Genomic DNA, 17020 nt, shown 5'->3' on the forward strand with positions numbered 1-17020 from the left:
GATGCCCGCCACCTCTGTCCGCCGTGGGGTGCGGCGCCTGAAATCCGCCATCCGCGCGCAGCTTCTTGCGCCACAGATCCTGGCCTTCCTGCCCGCGATGACGCTGGCGGCCTATTGGGTGGGCGGGCAGACGGCGCTTCTGCTGCTGGCGCTGGTCGTGCCTGGGGTCTTTGCTTTCGGCGGGCTCTTCGGTCGCCAGCCGCCGCGTCGGACCGATGGCGCCACCGGCCTGCCCTTCCGTGAAGCGGCGGTGGCTGCGCTTGACGCCGGCCTGCAGGCCGCCGCCCGCGACGGACGGGCCGTGGGGGCGCTGGCGATCGCCCTCGACAGCCCTGACGACACTTTGGCCGCGTTGGACGACGATGGCCGCGCGACGGTTCTGCGCAGCCTGGGTGATCGGGTCGTCGGCGTCCTGCGCGACCGCGACGTGGTGGCGCGTTCGGGGGCCTGGGGCGTTGTGGCCGCCCTGCTCGACCTGCGCCGCGCCGACCGCGAGATGATGGTGCAGATCGCCCAGCGACTGCAGGATGCCATGGCCGAACCTGTCAGCGTCTCGGGCAGCCGGGTCTTCGTCACGGTTTCGGTGGGCTTCTGTCTGCCGGGCCGTCTTCCGGCGCCGGACGGCGCGCGCCTGATTGCAGGGGCGGAAGACGCCCTTGCTGCGGCCAGGGCCGCGGGGGGATCGACGGTGCGCGGCTGGGAGCCCTCGATGGCGGCGACCATACCCGCGCTGCCCGTCAGCGATGACGAGGTCTCCCGCGCCCTTGATGCGGGCGAGATCGGCCCCTGGGTCCAGCCGCAGGTCGCCGCCGCGGATGGGCGCATCCTGGGGTTCGAGGCGCTCGCGCGCTGGACACATCCGAAGCGCGGCATCGTCCTTCCGGCCGAGTTCCTGCCAAGGGTCAAGGCCGCAGGATTGTCGCGGCGGCTGTGCGACGTCATGCTCTACGGCGCGCTTCAGACCCTGCGGGGCTGGGACCGTGCCGGGCTCGAGGTGCCAGCAGTCTCGGTCAACTTCACCCACGACGACCTTGCCGCTCCCGACCTGAGCGATCGCATCCGGTGGGAGCTTGACCGCTTCGACCTCGCGCCCGACCGGCTTGTGGTCGAGGTTCTCGAAACCGCGCTCTCGCCTGACGCCGAAGGCGTTGCCCGCACGTTGCGCCGCCTGCGCGACATGGGTTGCGGAATCGACCTTGACGATTTCGGCACCGGTCAGACCTCTATCGCGGGGTTGCGGCGGTTTGCGATCAGCCGGATCAAGATCGACCGGTCGCTTGTCGCCGGGCTTGATCGCGACGAACCGCAGCGCGAGGTCGCGGGCGCCATCGTCACGCTGGCCCGCGGCCTTGGCCTGGGCACGCTGGCCGAGGGCGTCGAACGCGTGGGCGAACGCGCCGCGCTGGTCGACCTTGGCTGCGACGCGGTGCAGGGCTTCGGGATCGCCCGGCCGATGCCCCCCGAAGAAGCGCCGGCATGGATCGTCGCCTGGCGCCAGCGCAACGGCCTTTCCGGCTTGCCGTGCGAAGATACCGCGCCTGCCGACCTTCACTTCCGGCGCACCACTGGGAAAACGGCTTGACCTTTGCCGCCGCGAACGATTGAACCCCCGTGATTCAATCTGCACAGGCGGTGGCGGGTGATGGACGATCAGAACAAGAACCTGATTTTGGCGACGGCGCTCAGCTTTGCGGTGATCCTTGTCTGGTTCCTTCTTTTCCCGCCCGAAGAGCCCGTTCCCGTCGACACGCTGCCCCAGGCCACGGCAACGACCGAAGGCCCCGGCGCTGCCATCCCTGGCGCCGTGGTGCCCGGCGCCGACGCCGACAGCCCCGCCGTCATTCCCGGCGTCACGACACCCGGCGAAAGCCGTGATGCCGCCCTGGCCACCACCGCGCGCATCCCGATCCTGACCGACCGTCTTGAAGGCTCGATCTCGCTGGTCGGCGGGCGGATCGACGACCTGTCGCTTAAGGATTATCGCGTCACGCTGGCCGACGATGCCCCGATCGTCACGCTGCTGACGCCGCAAGGAACGGCCGGTGCCTACTACGCGCTCTTCGGCTGGTCGCCCGGCGGCGGGCTGACGACCGATGACGTGCCCAACATCGACACGCCCTATACGCTCGAATCCGGCGACAGCCTTGCCCCCGGAAGGGACGTGACGCTTGTCTGGGACAACGGCGCCGGGCTTGTGTTCCGCCGCACCATCTCGCTTGACGACGACTACATGTTCACCATCACCCAGTCGGTGACGAACACGGGCGACAGCGCGGCCCGCGTGGCACCCTACGGCCTGATCGCCCGCCATGGTGAACCCGCCGACCTCAAGGGCTTCTTCATCCTCCACGAAGGCGTCATCCGCCAGACGGGCGAGAGGCTGGACGAGATCAAGTATTCCGATGTCCGCGATCTTGATCCCGATCCGCGCTGGGGGCCCGCGGCCGAGGTGATCGACATCTCCGGTAACGGCTGGATCGGCTTCACCGACCACTACTGGATGACCACCCTGATCCCCGACGGGGATCAGTCCTTCACCTCGGCGGTGCAATATGATCCCGAGCGCGACGTCTTCCGGACGACCGCGCTTCTGCCGACGATGGAGGTCGCCCCCGGTGCGACGGCGGAAGTCACCCAGCGCCTGTTTGCAGGCGCGAAGGAATGGGAAACCATCCGCACCTACGAGCGCGAACAAGCCATCTATCGGTTCATCGACTCGATCGACTGGGGCTGGTTCTACTTCCTGACGAAGCCGATCTTCTGGCTGTTGCACAACCTGAACGCCCTGATCGGCAACATGGGCTGGTCGATCATCGCGCTGACGCTGATCATCAAGGCGCTGCTCTTCCCGCTGGCCTACAAGTCCTACGTCTCGATGGCGAAGATGAAGGAACTTCAGCCCGAGATGGAGAAGATCAAGGAGCGTGCCGGCGACGACCGCCAGAAGCTCCAGACCGAGATGATGGAGCTTTACAAGAAGGAGAAGGTGAACCCTGCCTCGGGCTGTTTGCCGATCCTGCTGCAGATCCCGATCTTCTTCTCGCTCTACAAGGTGATCTTCGTCACCATCGAACTTCGCCATGCGCCGTGGATCGGCTGGATCCGCGACCTGTCGGCACCGGACCCGTCGTCCTTTTGGAACCTTTGGGGCCTCCTGCCCTGGGCCGCGCCCGATCCGGGCTCGATCCTTGCGCTGATGTTCATCGGCATCATGCCGCTGATCCTCGGGATCTCGATGTGGCTGCAGCAGAAGCTGAACCCGGCACCGACGGATCCGACGCAGGCGATGATCTTCGCCTGGATGCCCTGGGTCTTCATGTTCATGCTGGGCAGCTTCGCGAGCGGCCTCGTGCTCTACTGGATCGCAAACAACACGATCACCTTCATCCAGCAGTACGCGATCATGCGCAGTCAGGGCTACAAGCCGGACGTCTTCGGCAACATTCTGTCGGGCTTCAAGCGCAAGGCGCCTGGCAAGGAATGACCGTCCGCCTCGCCCAGATCTGGCGTCATCCGCTGAAGGCGCTGGGGCGCGAGGGACTGTCCGAGGCAAGGCTCGAACCCGCGAAATGGCTCCCCTTCGACCGCCTCTGGGCGGTCGAGCACGCCGCCGCGAAGCCGGGCGACGGCTGGCGACCCAAGGCGAATTTCCTGCGCGGGGTCAGCGCGCCCGCCCTCATGGCGGTGACGGCGCGACTGGACGAGGTGGCACGCCGCCTGTCGCTCGATCATCCCGAGGCCGGGCGGGTCGAGATCGCGCCAGACGACCCTCGGGACTGGCCCATGTTTCTGGATTGGCTCACACGGATCTGGCCGGCCGATCTGCCCGCGCCCACCGCCGTCGCAGCGGCACGGGACGCGCACCTGACCGATGTGCCCGAGCCCTGGATCTCGATCAACGGGTTATCGAGTCACCGCGCGGTCGAAGGCCGCGTCGGGCATCCGCTGTCGATCCACCGTTGGCGCGGCAACCTCTGGATCGATGGTCTTGCCCCCTGGGAAGAATTTGAATGGCCGGGGCGCGAGATCCGGATCGGCGCGGCCGTCCTGCGTGTCGAAGAGCGGATCACGCGCTGCAAGGCGACCATGGCCAACCCCGACACCGGGCGGCGGGACGTCGACACGCTGGCCGCGTTGCGAAGCTGGGATCATCAGGATTTCGGCGTCTATGCGTCGGTCGTCGAAGGCGGCAAGGTCCGCCCCGGTGACAAGGTCGAGGTGCTCTGACATGCCCGCTGACGCCCTGCCCTTTCCCGAAGCCGAGCCGTCGACCGAGGCCATCGAAGCTGGCCGCCTTCTGTTTGCCGGGCCGGTCACCTTCGTCAAGGGCGTCGTCGCCATGGACGGCCTGCCCCCGGCCGACCGGGTAGAGGTCTGTTTCGCCGGCCGCTCGAACGTCGGCAAGTCTAGCCTGATCAACGCGCTGACCGGGCAAAAGGCGCTTGCGCGCGCCTCGAACACGCCGGGCCGCACGCAGGAAATCAACTTCTTCGCCGCAGGGGACAGCAAGTACCTGGTCGACCTGCCTGGCTATGGCTTCGCCAACGCGCCGGTCAAGGTGAAGGAACGCTGGCAGGCCCTGCTCAAGGCGTATCTCTCGGGCCGGCCCTCGCTGCGGCGCGCCTTCGTTCTGATCGACGCGCGGCATGGCGTGAAAGCCGTGGACGAAGAGATCCTCAAGTTGCTCGACCGCGCGGCGGTGACCTTTCAGTGCGTCCTGACGAAGGCCGACAAGGTGAAGGCGACCGAGCGCGACAAGGTGCTGGCGCAGGTCCGCGCGGCCCTTGCCAGGCATCCAGCCGCCTTCCCCGAGATCGTCGTGACCTCGTCCGAGAAGGGCTGGGGCATCGACGCCCTGCGCGCCGTGGTCGCGACGCTGGAATAGCCGCGCTTGAGCGGCGGCACCCAAGGCGATAAACGAAGCCCTGATGGCCCGGGGGGACCCAAGATGAAAGCCCGCGATACGATGAACCGCGACTGGATTGCCACCGCCCGGACCCTGTCCGAGGCCCTGCCCTACCTTCAGCGCTATGACGGCGCGACGGTGGTCATCAAGTTCGGCGGCAATGCCATGGGCGACGACGCGGCCATGGACACCTTCGCACGCGACGTGGTGCTGATGCGGCAGGTCGGGGTGAACCCGGTGATCGTGCACGGCGGCGGCCCGATGATCAACGACATGCTCAAGCGGCTCGACATCCAGTCCGAGTTCGTGAACGGCAAGCGCGTGACCGATGCCGCCACCGTCGAGGTGGTCGAGATGGTGCTGTCCGGCCGCGTCAACAAGCGGATCGTTCAGGCGATCAACGCGCAGGGCGGGAAGGCCGTGGGCCTGTCGGGCAAGGACGCGAACCTGATGGTCTGCGAACCCGACGACCCAGCGCTTGGCTTCGTGGGCCGTCCGGTCGAGATGAACCCCGCGTTCCTGCGCGCGCTGGCAGCCGCCGAGACGATCCCGGTCATCGCACCCATAGGCACTGGCCGCGCGGGCGAGACGTTCAACGTCAACGGGGACACCGCCGCTGGCGCCATCGCCGCAAGCCTGAAGGCGGACCGCCTGCTTCTCTTGACCGACGTGGCCGGCGTGAAAAACGCCGACGGCGCGGTGGTGACCGAGCTGACCCCGGACCAGATCCGGGCGATGAAGGCCGACGGCACGATCCAGGGCGGCATGATCCCCAAGGTCGACACCGCGCTCGACGCGATTGAAGGCGGGGTCCGGGCCGTGGTCATCCTTGACGGGCGCGCGCCCAACGCCTGCCTCCTGGAGCTTTACACCGAGCATGGCGCCGGCAGCCTGATTCGCACCCCCCGGTGACGCTGACCGACATCGATGCCTCGGCAGGACGCGAGGGGCTTGCCGTCTTCGGGGCCTTCCATCCCCGAGCCGGGGACGAGACGCCGGACGGCACCGGGACGCTTGTTCTTCTCGGACCTTCCGAACCCGGGTTCTGGCCACACGTGACGAAGGCGCCCGAGTTTCTCGACGGGGCGCCCGACCCGCTGGACCGCTGGTCGTCTCGGGTGATCGGGGATCTGGCCTGCGCCTTTGCGGCGACCGCGCTTTTTCCTTTCGGCGGCCCGCCTTTCAGGCCCTTCGTGCGTTGGGCCCTTGCGTCGGGCCGCGCCTGGCAGTCGCCCGTGACGCTACTTGTGCACGAGACGGCCGGCCTGATGCTGTCCTATCGCGGCGCGCTGGCCCTGACCGAGCGGCTGGAGTTGCCCGCGACACGGCCCGCCCGGCCCTGCGACACCTGCGCCGACCGGCCCTGCCTGACGGCCTGTCCCGTGCAGGCGCTTGCAAGCGGACATTACGACGTCGCGGCCTGCCACGCCTTTCTGGATACCGACGCGGGACAGGCGTGCATGTCGCAGGGCTGTGATGTGCGGCGGTCTTGCCCAGTCAGCAGGAATTACGGAAGGTTGCCACAGCAATCGGCATTTCACATGGCGCGCTTTCATCGATGACACGGCAGCTTATCCTGACACGTCACGCGAAATCCAGTTGGGACGATCCCCGTCTCGACGACCATGACCGCCCCTTGAACGGGCGGGGCCGGGCGTCGGCTGCCGCAATCGGGGACTGGCTGCGCGCGAAGGGCCACCTTCCCGACGAAGTTCTGGTCTCGGGCGCGCGTCGCACGGTCGAAACCTGGGGGTGCATGGCGCCCACCATGCCTGCCGACGTCGTCATGCACAGCGAACCCGCGCTCTATCACGCCGGACCGCAAGTCATGCTGAATGTGCTGCGAACCGCGAAGGCGCCGGTCGTCATGTTGATCGGCCACAATCCGGGCATCGCCGAGTTCGCGGAAAGGATCGTGTCCTCACCCCCAGCGCATCCGCGCTTCGCCGACTATCCGACAGCGGCGACGACGGTCATGGACTTCGACATCAACGACTGGCCCGCCGCCGATTGGGGCGGCGGCGCGGTGCGCGACTTCGTCGTACCGCGCGACCTGATCGGCTGACTCGGGTCCCGCCGGCCCCCGGCCTAGTGGCCGAGGATCTGGCTCAGGAACAGCTTCGTGCGCTCGTGTTGCGGGTTTAGGAAGAATTCCTCGGGCTCGTTCTGTTCGACGATCTGGCCCGCATCCATGAAGATGACCCGGTTCGCCACCTGACGGGCGAAGCCCATTTCGTGTGTGACACAGAGCATCGTCATGCCTTCCTCGGCCAGCTCGACCATGGTGTCGAGCACTTCCTTGATCATCTCGGGATCGAGTGCCGAGGTCGGCTCGTCAAACAGCATGATCCGGGGCTTCATGCACAGCGACCGCGCGATCGCCACCCGCTGCTGCTGGCCGCCCGACAACTGGCCAGGGTACTTCAGCGCCTGCTCGGGGATCTTGACCTTTTCAAGGAAGTGCATCGCGGTCTCTTCAGCTTCCCGCTTCGGGATCTTGCGAACCCAGATCGGCGCCAGCGTGCAGTTCTCGAGGATCGTGAGGTGCGGGAAGAGGTTGAAGTGCTGGAACACCATCCCGACTTCCGAGCGGATCTTGTCGATGTTCTTGAGGTCCGACGACAGCTCGGTGCCGTCCACCATGATGCTGCCCGACTGGTGCTCCTCAAGCCGGTTGATGCAGCGGATCAGAGTCGACTTCCCCGAACCCGACGGGCCCGCGATGACGATCCTTTCCCCCCGGTACACCGTCAGGTCGATGTCGCGCAGCACGTGGAACGTGCCGTACCACTTGTTCATCTTGGTGATCTGGACCGCGACTTCATCCGACACACGCATCTGGCTGCGGTCGATTTCGCGGTCGATGGCGAGTTCTGACATCAAAGGATCTCCTTACCGATGCTCGCGACGCAGCTTGCGTTCGAGGTAAAGCGAATACTGCCCCATGGTGAAGCAGAAGGCGAAGAACAGAAGCCCGATGAAGACGAAAAGCTCCCAGTAGATACCATTCCACTCGGTCGTGGCGCGGATCGAGTTCGTCAGCCCGATCGGGTCGAGAAGCCCGATGAAGACCACAAGCGTCGTGTCCTTGAAAAGCCCGATGAAGGTGTTCACGATCCCGGGGATCGAGATCTTCAGCGCCTGCGGAAGGATGATCAGGCGCATCGACTTCCAGTAGTCGAGGCCAAGTGCATCTGCTGCTTCGTATTGCCCGCGTGGAAGGGCCGCCAGCCCGCCCCGGACGACTTCCGCGATATAGGCCGAGGCGAAGAGCGTGACCATGATGATGACGCGCAGCATCAGGTCGAAGTTCGTCCCCGGCGGCAGGAAGTAGTTGAGCAGAAGCGAGGCGGTGAAAAGCCACACGATCAGCGGCACGCCCCGGATCACCTCGATGAAGAAGACGCAGGTCTTGTTGATGATCAGCATGTTCGACTGGCGTCCAAGCGCCAGAAGGATGCCCAGCGGCAGCGACAGGGTGATCCCCGCGATCCCGATGATCAGCGCCAGCATGAAGCCGCCGATGTCGTTCGTCTCGACCGGGGTCAGCGCGATCGGGACGATCGCGTCGAGAGCCGACTTCACCGGCAGGTCGAGGAACAGCCAGTAGACGACCGGCAGAAGCAGGGCTGCGATCGTGCCGACCAGCGCCCCGGCCAGGCGCCCGACGAAGGTAAACGCAGCCCAGCCCACGGCGAAGCCCAGCGCCACGCTGACGGCGCCCCAGATTGACCCGCCCCAGATCAGCCAGAAGACCACGAACGGCGCCGCCAGCGACAGCCACATCGTCTTGCGCGGCAGTTCGGGGAAAAGAACAGGCATCACGGCCAGCAGGAAGACCACGAAGGCCAGGATCGGCCGCCAGTACAGCTCGGGCGGATAGAACCCGAAGATGAGCTGAGGCCAGCGTTCCGCGATGACCGCCCAGCAGGCCGCCGAGGCGTCGGGCCCAAGGGTGGCGTCACGGATCTGGCGGCATTCGTTCAGCGAACCGGCGTTCCAGATGCCATTGATGGCCCAGGGCAGCACATGGCTCAGGGCCCACCAGATCACGTAAAGCGAGACCACGGTCAGCAGGATGTTGAGCCAGCCCGAGAACATGTTCTCGCGCACCCATTTGAAGATCCCCGATTCCGTCAGCGGCGGGTCCTGAGGTTCGATCATCGTGTCGCGCGCGAAGGCGACAGTCTGTGCGTGGGTGTCGCTCATCCTACCGCTCCTTCAGCTTGACCGAGTTGTTGTAGACGTTCATCACGCCCGAGATCAGCAGGCTGAGAACCAGGTAGAAAACCCCCAGAAGAAGCATCCCCTCAAGCTCGCGTCCGGTCTGGTTGATGGTGATGCCGCCCAGAGTCGACCGCACGTCCATGTAGCCCACGGCGATGGCAAGCGAGCTGTTCTTGGTGAGGTTCAGAAACTGCGAGATCAGCGGCGGAATGATGACCCGCATGGCCTGTGGCAGGATCACGAGGTTCATCGTGGTCGAGGGGCGCAATCCAAGGGCATAGGCGGCCTCGGTCTGCCCCTTCGAGATCGCGAGGATCCCGCCGCGCACGATCTCGGCGATGAAGGCGCCGGTGTAAAGCGACAGCGCAAGCCACAACGCGATGAGCGAGTTGCGCAGGTGAATGCCGCCGTTGAAGTTGAAGCCGCTCAGTTCCGGTCGAACAAGGTGCGCGCCCAGCAGCGCCAGCACCAGCCCGGTCGGCACGAACAGAAGCGCCAGATGGATATGCCAGGTCTTGGGGCGGATCCCCGTCGCCTCTTGCTGCGCGGTGGCCCGGGCACTGACGCGGCGCATCGTGAAGATCGACGCCGCAAGAACACCCAAAATGACCAGCCAGTTGAGGAACGAGCCGCCGCTCAGCGGGTTGGCAAGGTGAACCGCGGGCACGTAGACCCCGCGATTGGTGATTGCCACGGAATCGAAGAGGATCATTGAGGCCGTCGCTTCGTCTCCGCGGAAGTCGCGCGGCGTCGGCATGGATTCCGTCATCAGCGCGAAGATCAGAAGGATCCACAGCAGAAGCGGTACGTTTCGGAATCCTTCGACGTAGACGGACATCAGCTTGGCGACGAGCCAGTTCCTTGACAGCCGCAGAACGCCCGCAATGACCCCAAGGATCGTGGCAAGAATGCAGCCCAGAACGGCCACCAATATCGTGTTCAGGATGCCGACCATCGCCGCGCGTCCATGGGTGGACTGGCTGTCGTAGGCGATCAGGCGCTGGTTGATGTCATAACCCGCGGGCTGGCTCAGGAACCCGAAGTTGAAGTCCTTGCCCAGAGCCTGAAGGTTCTGGATCGTGTTCGAGATCAGCCACGAGAACGCGAGCATCAGAAGGATCATCGCGACGACCTGGATCGTCATGGATCGGTAGCGCGTGTCGTAGATAAGCTGGCTCAGCCGGAATCCCTGTCCCGGCGCATCGGTCATTGTCGACATCGTCCTCTCCCCGCGAGGCGCCGTTCTTCCCGGGCTGCTGCATCGGTTGATCCGATGTCCCGCCCCCGTGCGGCGACTGCTTCATTCTTGGCCACTCGAAGCGAAAGGGGCGCGGCGATCTGGCCGCGCCCCCTCCGTCATCCGATCAGCGGAACGGCGGCGCGTACAGAAGGCCGCCATCGGTCCACTGCGCGTTCAGGCCGCGCGCCAGACCGATAGGGGTGTTCTCGCCGATGTTCTTCTCGAACACCTCGCCATAGTTGCCGCCGGCCTTGATGGCGCGAACAGCCCACTGGTTGTCGAGGCCAAGCATCTCGCCGAGGTTGCCCTCGGTCCCGAGAAGGCGGTTGATCTCGGGATTGTCGGTGCCTTTCGCCAGTTCGTCGACATTGGCCGACGTCACGCCGTATTCTTCGGCTGCGATCAGGGCATTCAGCGTCCAGCGCGCGATGTCACCCCACTCGTTGTCGCCATGGCGCACCAGCGGGCCCAGCGGCTCTTTCGAGATGATCTCGGGCAGGATCACGTGATCGGCCGGGTTCTCGAACGTGGCGCGGGTCGAAGCCAGACCCGAGGCGTCGGTCGTGTAAACGTCGCAGGCGCCGGCAAGATACTGCTGCTGGGCTTCGGCGTTCGTTTCGATCGGCACCGGCTCGTAGCTGATGTTGTTGGAGCGGAAGAAGTCCGCAAGGTTCAGCTCGGTCGTGGTGCCGGTCTGGATGCAGACCGTGGCGCCGTCGAGTTCCTTCGCCGAGGTCACGCCCAGTTCGCGGGGGGCGATGAAGCCCTGACCGTCGTAGTAGTTGATGCCGACGAACTCGAACTTGAGGTCGACGTCGCGCGAGAAGGTCCACGTCGTGTTGCGCGCCAGCAGGTCGATTTCACCCGACGCAAGCGCGGTGAAGCGGGTCTGGCCAGTGGTGGGCACGAACTCGACGGCCGTGGGGTCGCCAAGAACGGCCGCAGCGACCGCGCGGCAGACAGCCACGTCGAAGCCCTCCCAGACGCCGTTGGCGTCCGGAGCGGCAAAGCCGACGAGGCCGGTGGTCACGCCACAGTTCAGCTTGCCGCGGGCCTTGACGTCGTCAAGCGTCGCCGCAGCCGCCGCCCCGGCCGCAAGGCCGGCAAACGCGAGAGTGCCAAGGAATACCGATTTTTTCATGTTACCTCTTCCTGATTGTCCGTTCTTTAAGAACGGTTCTACCGGCCGCGGGCGGCCAGCGTGTGGAATGAAGGGTTGTTTCTCCCCAACAGCCGCGATTTTGGGCGCAATCCCTTTCCGACGTCAAGGTCATGGGGGGCGAAAACGGCCGCAGACCGCGTGAAACAAGGGTTACTTCAATTTCTTGCGGAATGACGTTGGGTCAGGTCAAATTTTGGGCAGACCGAATGAAGCTTTCCGCCGAAAGGAATGCGTCACGCCGATTCCCCGCGGCGATCTCGGCTTCGTCGTCGTGGCCCCATTGCTCGACCTGCCAATCTTCGTCGAGGCGCGACCTCGCCCAGGCATCCTCGGCGTCCAGATGCCCCCTCGCAACAGCCAGCCCCAGCACGAGCGAGCCCGACAAAGTCACCAGATCGTGCAGACCCGTGAGACCGAAGGCATCGAAGTCCTCGACCGCGCGCCGAAGCGGGTCCAGCGCCGCAGGCGGTTGCGCAACAGGCATGACCCCCACGGTCGAGACGAGGCGTGCGCCGAACGTCTTGGCCACCCAGTCAAGCAGCGGGTCCCAGGCAGTCGCCTGCCGTGCGGCCAGCAGGCCCGGGCCTTCGGCGCGATAGCACAGCAGGTCGGTCGCGCCGTAGCCCGCCACATAGGCCGCGACCTCGCCATGCCTGTCCGCCACGCGGTCGATCGCGGTATTCGCCATGCGCGTCATCGGCATGGACGTGGGCACGAGAACCTCGCCCTGGGCGTTCCATTCGGCTGCAATCGCCTCGGCCAGGGCATTGGTCGGCACGACAAGATCACGCCGGTCCGGCGTGCGCACGACGCGCCCGTCAAGCACGATGCCAAACCCGCCATCCCGGGCGACGGTGGCGGCCATGGTCCAGAATCGCTTGGGTGCCCATTCGGCCATCGGTTCAGTCCTCGTCGGCGAAGGGATCGGCGGGAACGTCGGCCTCGCGCCAGTCGAACATCGTCCAGGTGCGCTGCATGTGGTCGGGCAGCGGCGCGGTGATGGTGACCGCGGCCCCGGTGATCGGATGGGTGAAACTGATCGAGCGGGCATGCAGATGCAGCTTGCGGCTGACCTCGCCGCCCAGTTGCGCGCCCCAGCCCTCGCCGAGGTTCTCCTGCCCCGATCCGCCGTACTTGCCGTCGCCCACGATCGGGTGCCCGATCTCGGCCATATGCGCCCGAAGCTGGTGCGTGCGCCCCGTGATCGGGACCAGCGCCACCCAGGACACCCGGGTGCCCAGGGACGAGAGCACCGCGTAATCGGTGGTCGCGCGTTTGGCGCCCTCGGTCGTCTCGATGTCTCGGGGATGGATGCACAGCATCTTTTCGCCCTCGCCGCCCCGCCCCCGCCCAGGCGCCTTCACAAGGCCGAAGCGGATCGTGCCCATGCGCGGCTGCGGGGCACCGGCGACCGCGGCCCAATAGATCTTGCGCGTCTCTCGTGCGCGGAAGGCTTCCGACAGGCGGCGGGCGATGCGTTCGGACCGCGCCAGCAGCAGCACGCCCGACGTGTCCTTGTCCAGCCGGTGCACAAGCATCGGCTTCTCGGCCCGCCCGAACTTCAGCGCCTCGGCCAGCGCATCGACATGGCGGTCGCCCTGACCGCTTCCGCCTTGGCTTGGAAGGCCTGGCGGCTTGTTCAGTGCGATGATGTGGTCGTCCTTCCACAGTACCGCGCTCTGGATCATCTCGGCATCGCTTGCGCTGGGTCCGGCCGACGCGGCACGGTCGGGCCTTGTGCCGGCCGCGGGAAGCGGCGGCACGCGGACCGCCTGACCGGTCTCGATCCTCGTGGCCCCCTTCACCCGGCCGCCATCGACGCGGATCTGCCCGGTGCGGCACAATTTCTCGATCTGCACCTGGGAAAGCTGGGGAAAGCGCTTGCGCAGCCAGCGATCCAGCCGCTGGTCACCCTCGTCGGGTCCGACCGTCAATGTCTGCACGCCCGTCATGCGAAGATCCCCCGCCCGATCCACAGACCTGCCATCATCCCCGCGATCGACAGGGCGACCGACAGACCCACATAAAGCGCGGCCAGCCCAAGGTCGCCACGTTCATAAAGCGTCACCGCCTCGAGCGAGAAAGCCGAGAACGTCGTGAACCCGCCCAGAAGGCCGGTGGCCACAAGCGGCGAAAGATGCGTGAGCCCGCGATGCGCGGCAGCCGCCACGAAAAGCCCCATGAGTAGGCTGCCCAGCACGTTCACCGCCAGAATGGCCAGTGGAAAGCCGGTGTGCCCAACAAGGCGCACGACGCCGATCCCGGCAACATACCGCAGGCTCGCGCCGACCGCGCCGCCAAGGGCCACCTGAAGAAGGGTCGAGATCATGGAGGGCGTCATGGTGCGCGCGACGGGCGGAGTCAACCGGACTGCCGCTTCAGCCGCAGCTTCACGAAGTAATCCAGCCGGCGTTTCAACTCTCGTTCGTGTCCGCGCTCGACCGGCTGGTAATAGACCCCCCGTTGCATGCCCTCGGGAAAGTAGTTCTGTCCCGAGAACCCGTCCTGGGCGTCGTGGTCATAGTCGTAGCCCGCTCCATAGCCCTGCTCCTTCATCAACTTCGTCGGAGCGTTGCGGATATGCAGGGGCGGCGGTTCGGACCCGGTGCGCCGCGCGGCGTCGATGGCGGCCTTGAAGGCCGTGTAGGTGGCGTTCGATTTCGGCGCGAGCGCCAGGTAGATCACCGCCTGTGCAAGGGCGAGTTCTCCCTCGGGGCTGCCAAGGCGTTCGTAGGTTTCCCAGGCATCCAGGCACAGGCGCTGCGCCTGCGGATCGGCAAGGCCGATGTCCTCGACCGCCATGCGGGTGATCCGGCGGGCCAGAAAGCGCGGATCCTCGCCCCCGCCCAGCATCCGCGCAAACCAGTAAAGCGCGGCGTCGGGATCGGAGCCGCGCACGGATTTGTGCAGGGCGGAGATAAGGTTGTAATGCTCGTCCCCGGCGCGGTCATACTGCGCGGCCCGCCGCATGAGGCGAGCGCCAAGGGCCTGCGGATCAAGTTTTTCCTTCGCCGGCCAGGCGGCGACCTGCTCGATCAGGTTGAGAAGCGCGCGACCGTCGCCATCGGCCATCTCGAGCAGAGCCTCGCGCGCCTCGCCGGTCAGTGGAAGCGGGCGACCGATCTCCTGTTCGGCGCGCTGGACAAGGCGCTCGAGGTCGGCAAGGCTCAGGCGTTTCAGAACCAGGACCTGCGCACGGCTCAGAAGGGCCGAGTTCAGCTCGAACGACGGATTTTCGGTCGTCGCGCCGACAAGCACGATGGTGCCGTCTTCCATGTGCGGCAGGAAGCTGTCCTGCTGCGCCTTGTTGAAGCGATGGATCTCGTCGACGAAAAGAAGCGTTCCCCGCCCGTTGCGGCGGCGCAGTTTCGCCGATTCGAAGACTTTCTTCAGGTCTGCCACACCGGAAAAGATCGCGCTGATCTGTTCGAAATGCAGATCGGTGGCATGGGCCAGCAGTCGCGCGATCGTGGTCTTGCCGACGCCCGGCGGCCCCCAGAGGATGATCGACGACAGGTGTCCGCCGGCAAGCATCGCGCCAAGGGGCGCGTCGGGACCGATGACCGCCTCTTGTCCGATGACGTCGGCCAGGGTTGCCGGCCGCAGGCGATCCGCCAGCGGGCGCAGGGGCCCGGCGGGAAAGTCGCCCTGTGGGGCTGTGTCGAACAGATCAGCCATCAGACGGCCAGACTACGCCGCCTTCGGGGTCGCTGGAAGGGCCGCTTGCGGACGCCCACGCCCCCTCGCCGGGCGTCCGCAAGCGCTCTTTCAGTGAAGCTTGGTCGCCATCGAGATGTTCACGCAGACACTGCGAGAGCCGTCGATATCAAGCACCGGACCCGCCGGAAGGCAGTCGATCCCCGTCCGTCGGGCAAGACGCGGCGAATGCTCGGGGATAAGGCCCAGCACCTTGGTCGCGCCAAGATCGCGCGCCGAGCGCACCATCTCGGCGATCAGTTCGATCTGCACCTTCAGTCGGACCTTCGAGGGCACGTCCTCGGACACGAAGACGCGGCTCGATTCCCAGATATGGGGGGCGACCGGTGCCTCGTCCCAGAGGAGGTCGCGCGGGATCGATTCGAGCAGTCCGCGTTGGGCATCGCGAATCATGTAGGTGTAGATGCCGACCCGCGCGGTCGTAGGCGTCAGGCGCACCCCGGCCAGAACGCGGCCGAATTCATGCACCGCGATCCAGCGACTTGCCGGCGTATCGTACTGGTCGAACTCCATGCCGTCGGCCTGGGGCAGGTCCCAGTTGTTGCGCTCGATGAAGGTGCGGTGCCGCGCCCGCAGCATGTTGGCGAAAAGGTCGCCGTGCTTGTGGATGTTGTCGAAAGAAAGGGTAGTCGCTTGCATGGTAGCCTCCAGCTTGGGGTTGTAAAACCTGTCGCGGGGAGGCCACGACTTCAGAGAAGTCCGTATTCACGTGCCTTCTTCAGTGCCTGCGCCGTCGTACGCGCACCAAGGCGGACGCGCGCCGAATGCAGTCGGACCTTGAGCGCGCTTTCAGATATCCCGAGCTTGGCAGCCGCTGCGGTGTGCCTGTCCCCATCAGCAAGAAGACGCAAAGCCTCGATCTGCGCCGGGGTCAATTCCGTCGGAGGCTCGGCCGCGTCATGCATCTCGTGGACCAGGGCAGCGGCAGCGTCGATTTCGTCTTCGGTGAATTCGCGGTCCCCACGGGCCAGACCGACGATCGATCGGGATGTGATCGGCCCGCAGGAAATGACCGCACCGAAGGTCAGTCCGGCCTTGCGAGCCTGACCAAGAATGTTGAACGGATCCGGCAGGCGAATGTCGCTCCAGCGGGTCTGCCCCTTTACCCCCAGACCCCAGAAGACAAGGGGGTCGCGCAGGGCATAGGCGTTCTCGTCATAGGTGCGAAGCCAGGCATCGGAGTACGTGCGGACATAGACAAGCGGCGCGGCGAAACGGATGTGAAGCCCTGCCGAGAATCCGGCCGGCGCCAGCCGTCCAAGGTCAAGAAACATCTGGTCCAGCGTCGGCGCACGGGGCCCGCGTCGGCGCGCCGATGCCGCCTGTTGTTCGTCCTCGGACTTGATCGGTTTCCGGAATTCCTCGGTCGCGCGCCACATGCTGGGCTGTCTCTCTGCCAATGTCCTTGTCGCACCATGCGAACAGGGCGTCGTGCCAACCGAACCGCAGCCAATCTGGTCCGCAACCTGGGGTGACAAGGCGACTGCCCCTGACCTGTCCATTTAGACAGGTTGTGGCAACAGTTTTCAACCATAAAGTGTGTTCTGCAACCAGAGACAACGGAAAGTGTCTTGTCTTACGCAGCCAATCCGCCCGCCACGATCCTTGACGCGATGCCGAAACGGGAACGCGACGTCGTCTTGTCCTTCATCACGCTGAGCAGTCGCAAGACGGCCTCGGCCGACGAGGTATTCGAATCGATCTGCCTGTCGATCTCGCTCAAGGTTGCGACACGCAACAGGCCGACCTGACCCATGGCGCGGCGGGG

General features: G+C 65.7%; 18 protein-coding genes. 8 read left to right on the forward strand and 10 right to left on the reverse strand.

The features are described 5' to 3' along the window. The first annotated feature begins 1 nt into the window (after window position 1). The 7 genes from ACRDNQ_RS17230 (at window position 2) to ACRDNQ_RS17260 (ending at window position 6971) form a co-directional block, all read left to right on the forward strand. Complete coding sequence (locus ACRDNQ_RS17230) at window positions 2–1582, forward strand: EAL domain-containing protein (protein WP_431829949.1); 1581 nt, start codon at window positions 2–4, stop codon at window positions 1580–1582. Window positions 1583–1642: 60 nt separating this feature from the next. Next, complete coding sequence (yidC, locus tag ACRDNQ_RS17235) at window positions 1643–3484, forward strand: membrane protein insertase YidC (protein ID WP_431829950.1); 1842 nt, start codon at window positions 1643–1645, stop codon at window positions 3482–3484. Next, the gene (locus ACRDNQ_RS17240) at window positions 3481–4227 is read left to right on the forward strand and encodes an MOSC domain-containing protein (protein ID WP_431829951.1); all 747 of its coding nucleotides are present in this window, start codon (window positions 3481–3483) and stop codon (window positions 4225–4227) included. The genes yidC and ACRDNQ_RS17240 overlap by 4 nt, the downstream gene beginning before the upstream one ends. A 1-nt stretch (window position 4228) precedes the next feature. After that, a complete protein-coding gene (gene yihA / locus ACRDNQ_RS17245) occupies window positions 4229–4885 on the forward strand; it encodes a ribosome biogenesis GTP-binding protein YihA/YsxC (RefSeq protein ID WP_431829952.1) in 657 nt (218 codons plus the stop codon). A 63-nt stretch (window positions 4886–4948) separates the two neighbouring features. Further along, a complete protein-coding gene (argB, locus tag ACRDNQ_RS17250; protein ID WP_431829953.1) occupies window positions 4949–5818 on the forward strand; it encodes an acetylglutamate kinase in 870 nt (289 codons plus the stop codon). Beyond that, complete coding sequence (locus ACRDNQ_RS17255; RefSeq protein ID WP_431829954.1) at window positions 5815–6468, forward strand: ferredoxin; 654 nt, start codon at window positions 5815–5817, stop codon at window positions 6466–6468. Before argB ends, ACRDNQ_RS17255 begins: the two co-directional genes overlap by 4 nt. Beyond that, complete coding sequence (locus tag ACRDNQ_RS17260; RefSeq protein WP_431829955.1) at window positions 6465–6971, forward strand: SixA phosphatase family protein; 507 nt, start codon at window positions 6465–6467, stop codon at window positions 6969–6971. The genes ACRDNQ_RS17255 and ACRDNQ_RS17260 overlap by 4 nt, the downstream gene beginning before the upstream one ends. Before the next feature lie 23 nt (window positions 6972–6994). Here the strand turns inward: ACRDNQ_RS17260 and ACRDNQ_RS17265 are convergent, their stop codons facing one another. The 10 genes from ACRDNQ_RS17265 to ACRDNQ_RS17310 form a co-directional block, all read right to left on the reverse strand. Further along, window positions 6995–7786 carry an amino acid ABC transporter ATP-binding protein gene (locus ACRDNQ_RS17265; RefSeq protein WP_431829956.1) on the reverse strand — a complete coding sequence of 264 codons (792 nt, stop codon included), beginning with the start codon at window positions 7784–7786 and terminating at the stop codon, window positions 6995–6997. 12 nt (window positions 7787–7798) lie between these two features. Then, the gene (locus ACRDNQ_RS17270; protein WP_431829957.1) at window positions 7799–9115 is read right to left on the reverse strand and encodes an amino acid ABC transporter permease; all 1317 of its coding nucleotides are present in this window, start codon (window positions 9113–9115) and stop codon (window positions 7799–7801) included. Between the two features lies 1 nt (window position 9116). Beyond that, a complete protein-coding gene (locus tag ACRDNQ_RS17275) occupies window positions 9117–10352 on the reverse strand; it encodes an amino acid ABC transporter permease (RefSeq protein ID WP_431829958.1) in 1236 nt (411 codons plus the stop codon). Between the two features lie 145 nt (window positions 10353–10497). Then, window positions 10498–11514 (reverse strand): amino acid ABC transporter substrate-binding protein, encoded by a 1017-nt coding sequence (locus ACRDNQ_RS17280; RefSeq protein WP_431829959.1) that lies wholly within the window; start codon window positions 11512–11514, stop codon window positions 10498–10500. A 202-nt stretch (window positions 11515–11716) separates the two neighbouring features. Continuing rightward, on the reverse strand, window positions 11717–12433 hold the full coding sequence (locus ACRDNQ_RS17285; protein ID WP_431829960.1) for an ATP12 family chaperone protein: 717 nt from the start codon (window positions 12431–12433) through the stop codon (window positions 11717–11719). Window positions 12434–12437: 4 nt separating this feature from the next. After that, on the reverse strand, window positions 12438–13487 hold the full coding sequence (locus ACRDNQ_RS17290; protein WP_431829961.1) for an RluA family pseudouridine synthase: 1050 nt from the start codon (window positions 13485–13487) through the stop codon (window positions 12438–12440). Beyond that, window positions 13484–13864 (reverse strand): fluoride efflux transporter CrcB, encoded by a 381-nt coding sequence (gene crcB / locus ACRDNQ_RS17295; protein ID WP_431829962.1) that lies wholly within the window; start codon window positions 13862–13864, stop codon window positions 13484–13486. The genes ACRDNQ_RS17290 and crcB overlap by 4 nt, the downstream gene beginning before the upstream one ends. 32 nt (window positions 13865–13896) lie before the next feature. After that, complete coding sequence (locus ACRDNQ_RS17300; protein ID WP_431829963.1) at window positions 13897–15213, reverse strand: replication-associated recombination protein A; 1317 nt, start codon at window positions 15211–15213, stop codon at window positions 13897–13899. Between the two features lie 90 nt (window positions 15214–15303). After that, window positions 15304–15891 (reverse strand): acyl-homoserine-lactone synthase, encoded by a 588-nt coding sequence (locus ACRDNQ_RS17305; RefSeq protein ID WP_431829964.1) that lies wholly within the window; start codon window positions 15889–15891, stop codon window positions 15304–15306. A gap of 50 nt (window positions 15892–15941) precedes the next feature. Continuing rightward, window positions 15942–16631: a helix-turn-helix transcriptional regulator gene (locus ACRDNQ_RS17310; RefSeq protein ID WP_431829965.1), complete on the reverse strand. Its 690-nt coding sequence runs from the start codon at window positions 16629–16631 to the stop codon at window positions 15942–15944. A gap of 192 nt (window positions 16632–16823) precedes the next feature. On the opposite strand from ACRDNQ_RS17310, the gene ACRDNQ_RS17315 reads away from it, so the two are divergent. Continuing rightward, a complete protein-coding gene (locus ACRDNQ_RS17315; protein WP_431829966.1) occupies window positions 16824–17003 on the forward strand; it encodes a hypothetical protein in 180 nt (59 codons plus the stop codon). Window positions 17004–17020 lie beyond the last annotated feature (17 nt).

It is taken from the genome of Saliniferula longa (assembly GCF_050789285.1).
Lineage (GTDB): Bacteria > Pseudomonadota > Alphaproteobacteria > Rhodobacterales > Rhodobacteraceae > CAVPWP01.

Bases quoted from the DNA above. Each gene is read 5' to 3' on its own strand.
- ACRDNQ_RS17230 (WP_431829949.1), top strand. From the start codon at position 2: ATGCCCGCCACCTCTGTCCGCCGTGGGGTGCGGCGCCTGAAATCCGCC.
- yidC (WP_431829950.1), top strand. From the start codon at position 1,643: ATGGACGATCAGAACAAGAACCTGATTTTGGCGACGGCGCTCAGCTTT.
- ACRDNQ_RS17240 (WP_431829951.1), top strand. From the start codon at position 3,481: ATGACCGTCCGCCTCGCCCAGATCTGGCGTCATCCGCTGAAGGCGCTG.
- yihA (WP_431829952.1), top strand. From the start codon at position 4,229: ATGCCCGCTGACGCCCTGCCCTTTCCCGAAGCCGAGCCGTCGACCGAG.
- argB (WP_431829953.1), top strand. From the start codon at position 4,949: ATGAAAGCCCGCGATACGATGAACCGCGACTGGATTGCCACCGCCCGG.
- ACRDNQ_RS17260 (WP_431829955.1), top strand. From the start codon at position 6,465: ATGACACGGCAGCTTATCCTGACACGTCACGCGAAATCCAGTTGGGAC.
- ACRDNQ_RS17265 (WP_431829956.1), bottom strand. From the start codon at position 7,786: ATGTCAGAACTCGCCATCGACCGCGAAATCGACCGCAGCCAGATGCGT.
- ACRDNQ_RS17270 (WP_431829957.1), bottom strand. From the start codon at position 9,115: ATGAGCGACACCCACGCACAGACTGTCGCCTTCGCGCGCGACACGATG.
- ACRDNQ_RS17275 (WP_431829958.1), bottom strand. From the start codon at position 10,352: ATGTCGACAATGACCGATGCGCCGGGACAGGGATTCCGGCTGAGCCAG.
- ACRDNQ_RS17280 (WP_431829959.1), bottom strand. From the start codon at position 11,514: ATGAAAAAATCGGTATTCCTTGGCACTCTCGCGTTTGCCGGCCTTGCG.
- ACRDNQ_RS17285 (WP_431829960.1), bottom strand. From the start codon at position 12,433: ATGGCCGAATGGGCACCCAAGCGATTCTGGACCATGGCCGCCACCGTC.
- ACRDNQ_RS17290 (WP_431829961.1), bottom strand. From the start codon at position 13,487: ATGACGGGCGTGCAGACATTGACGGTCGGACCCGACGAGGGTGACCAG.
- crcB (WP_431829962.1), bottom strand. From the start codon at position 13,864: ATGATCTCGACCCTTCTTCAGGTGGCCCTTGGCGGCGCGGTCGGCGCG.
- ACRDNQ_RS17300 (WP_431829963.1), bottom strand. From the start codon at position 15,213: ATGGCTGATCTGTTCGACACAGCCCCACAGGGCGACTTTCCCGCCGGG.
- ACRDNQ_RS17305 (WP_431829964.1), bottom strand. From the start codon at position 15,891: ATGCAAGCGACTACCCTTTCTTTCGACAACATCCACAAGCACGGCGAC.
- ACRDNQ_RS17310 (WP_431829965.1), bottom strand. From the start codon at position 16,631: ATGTGGCGCGCGACCGAGGAATTCCGGAAACCGATCAAGTCCGAGGAC.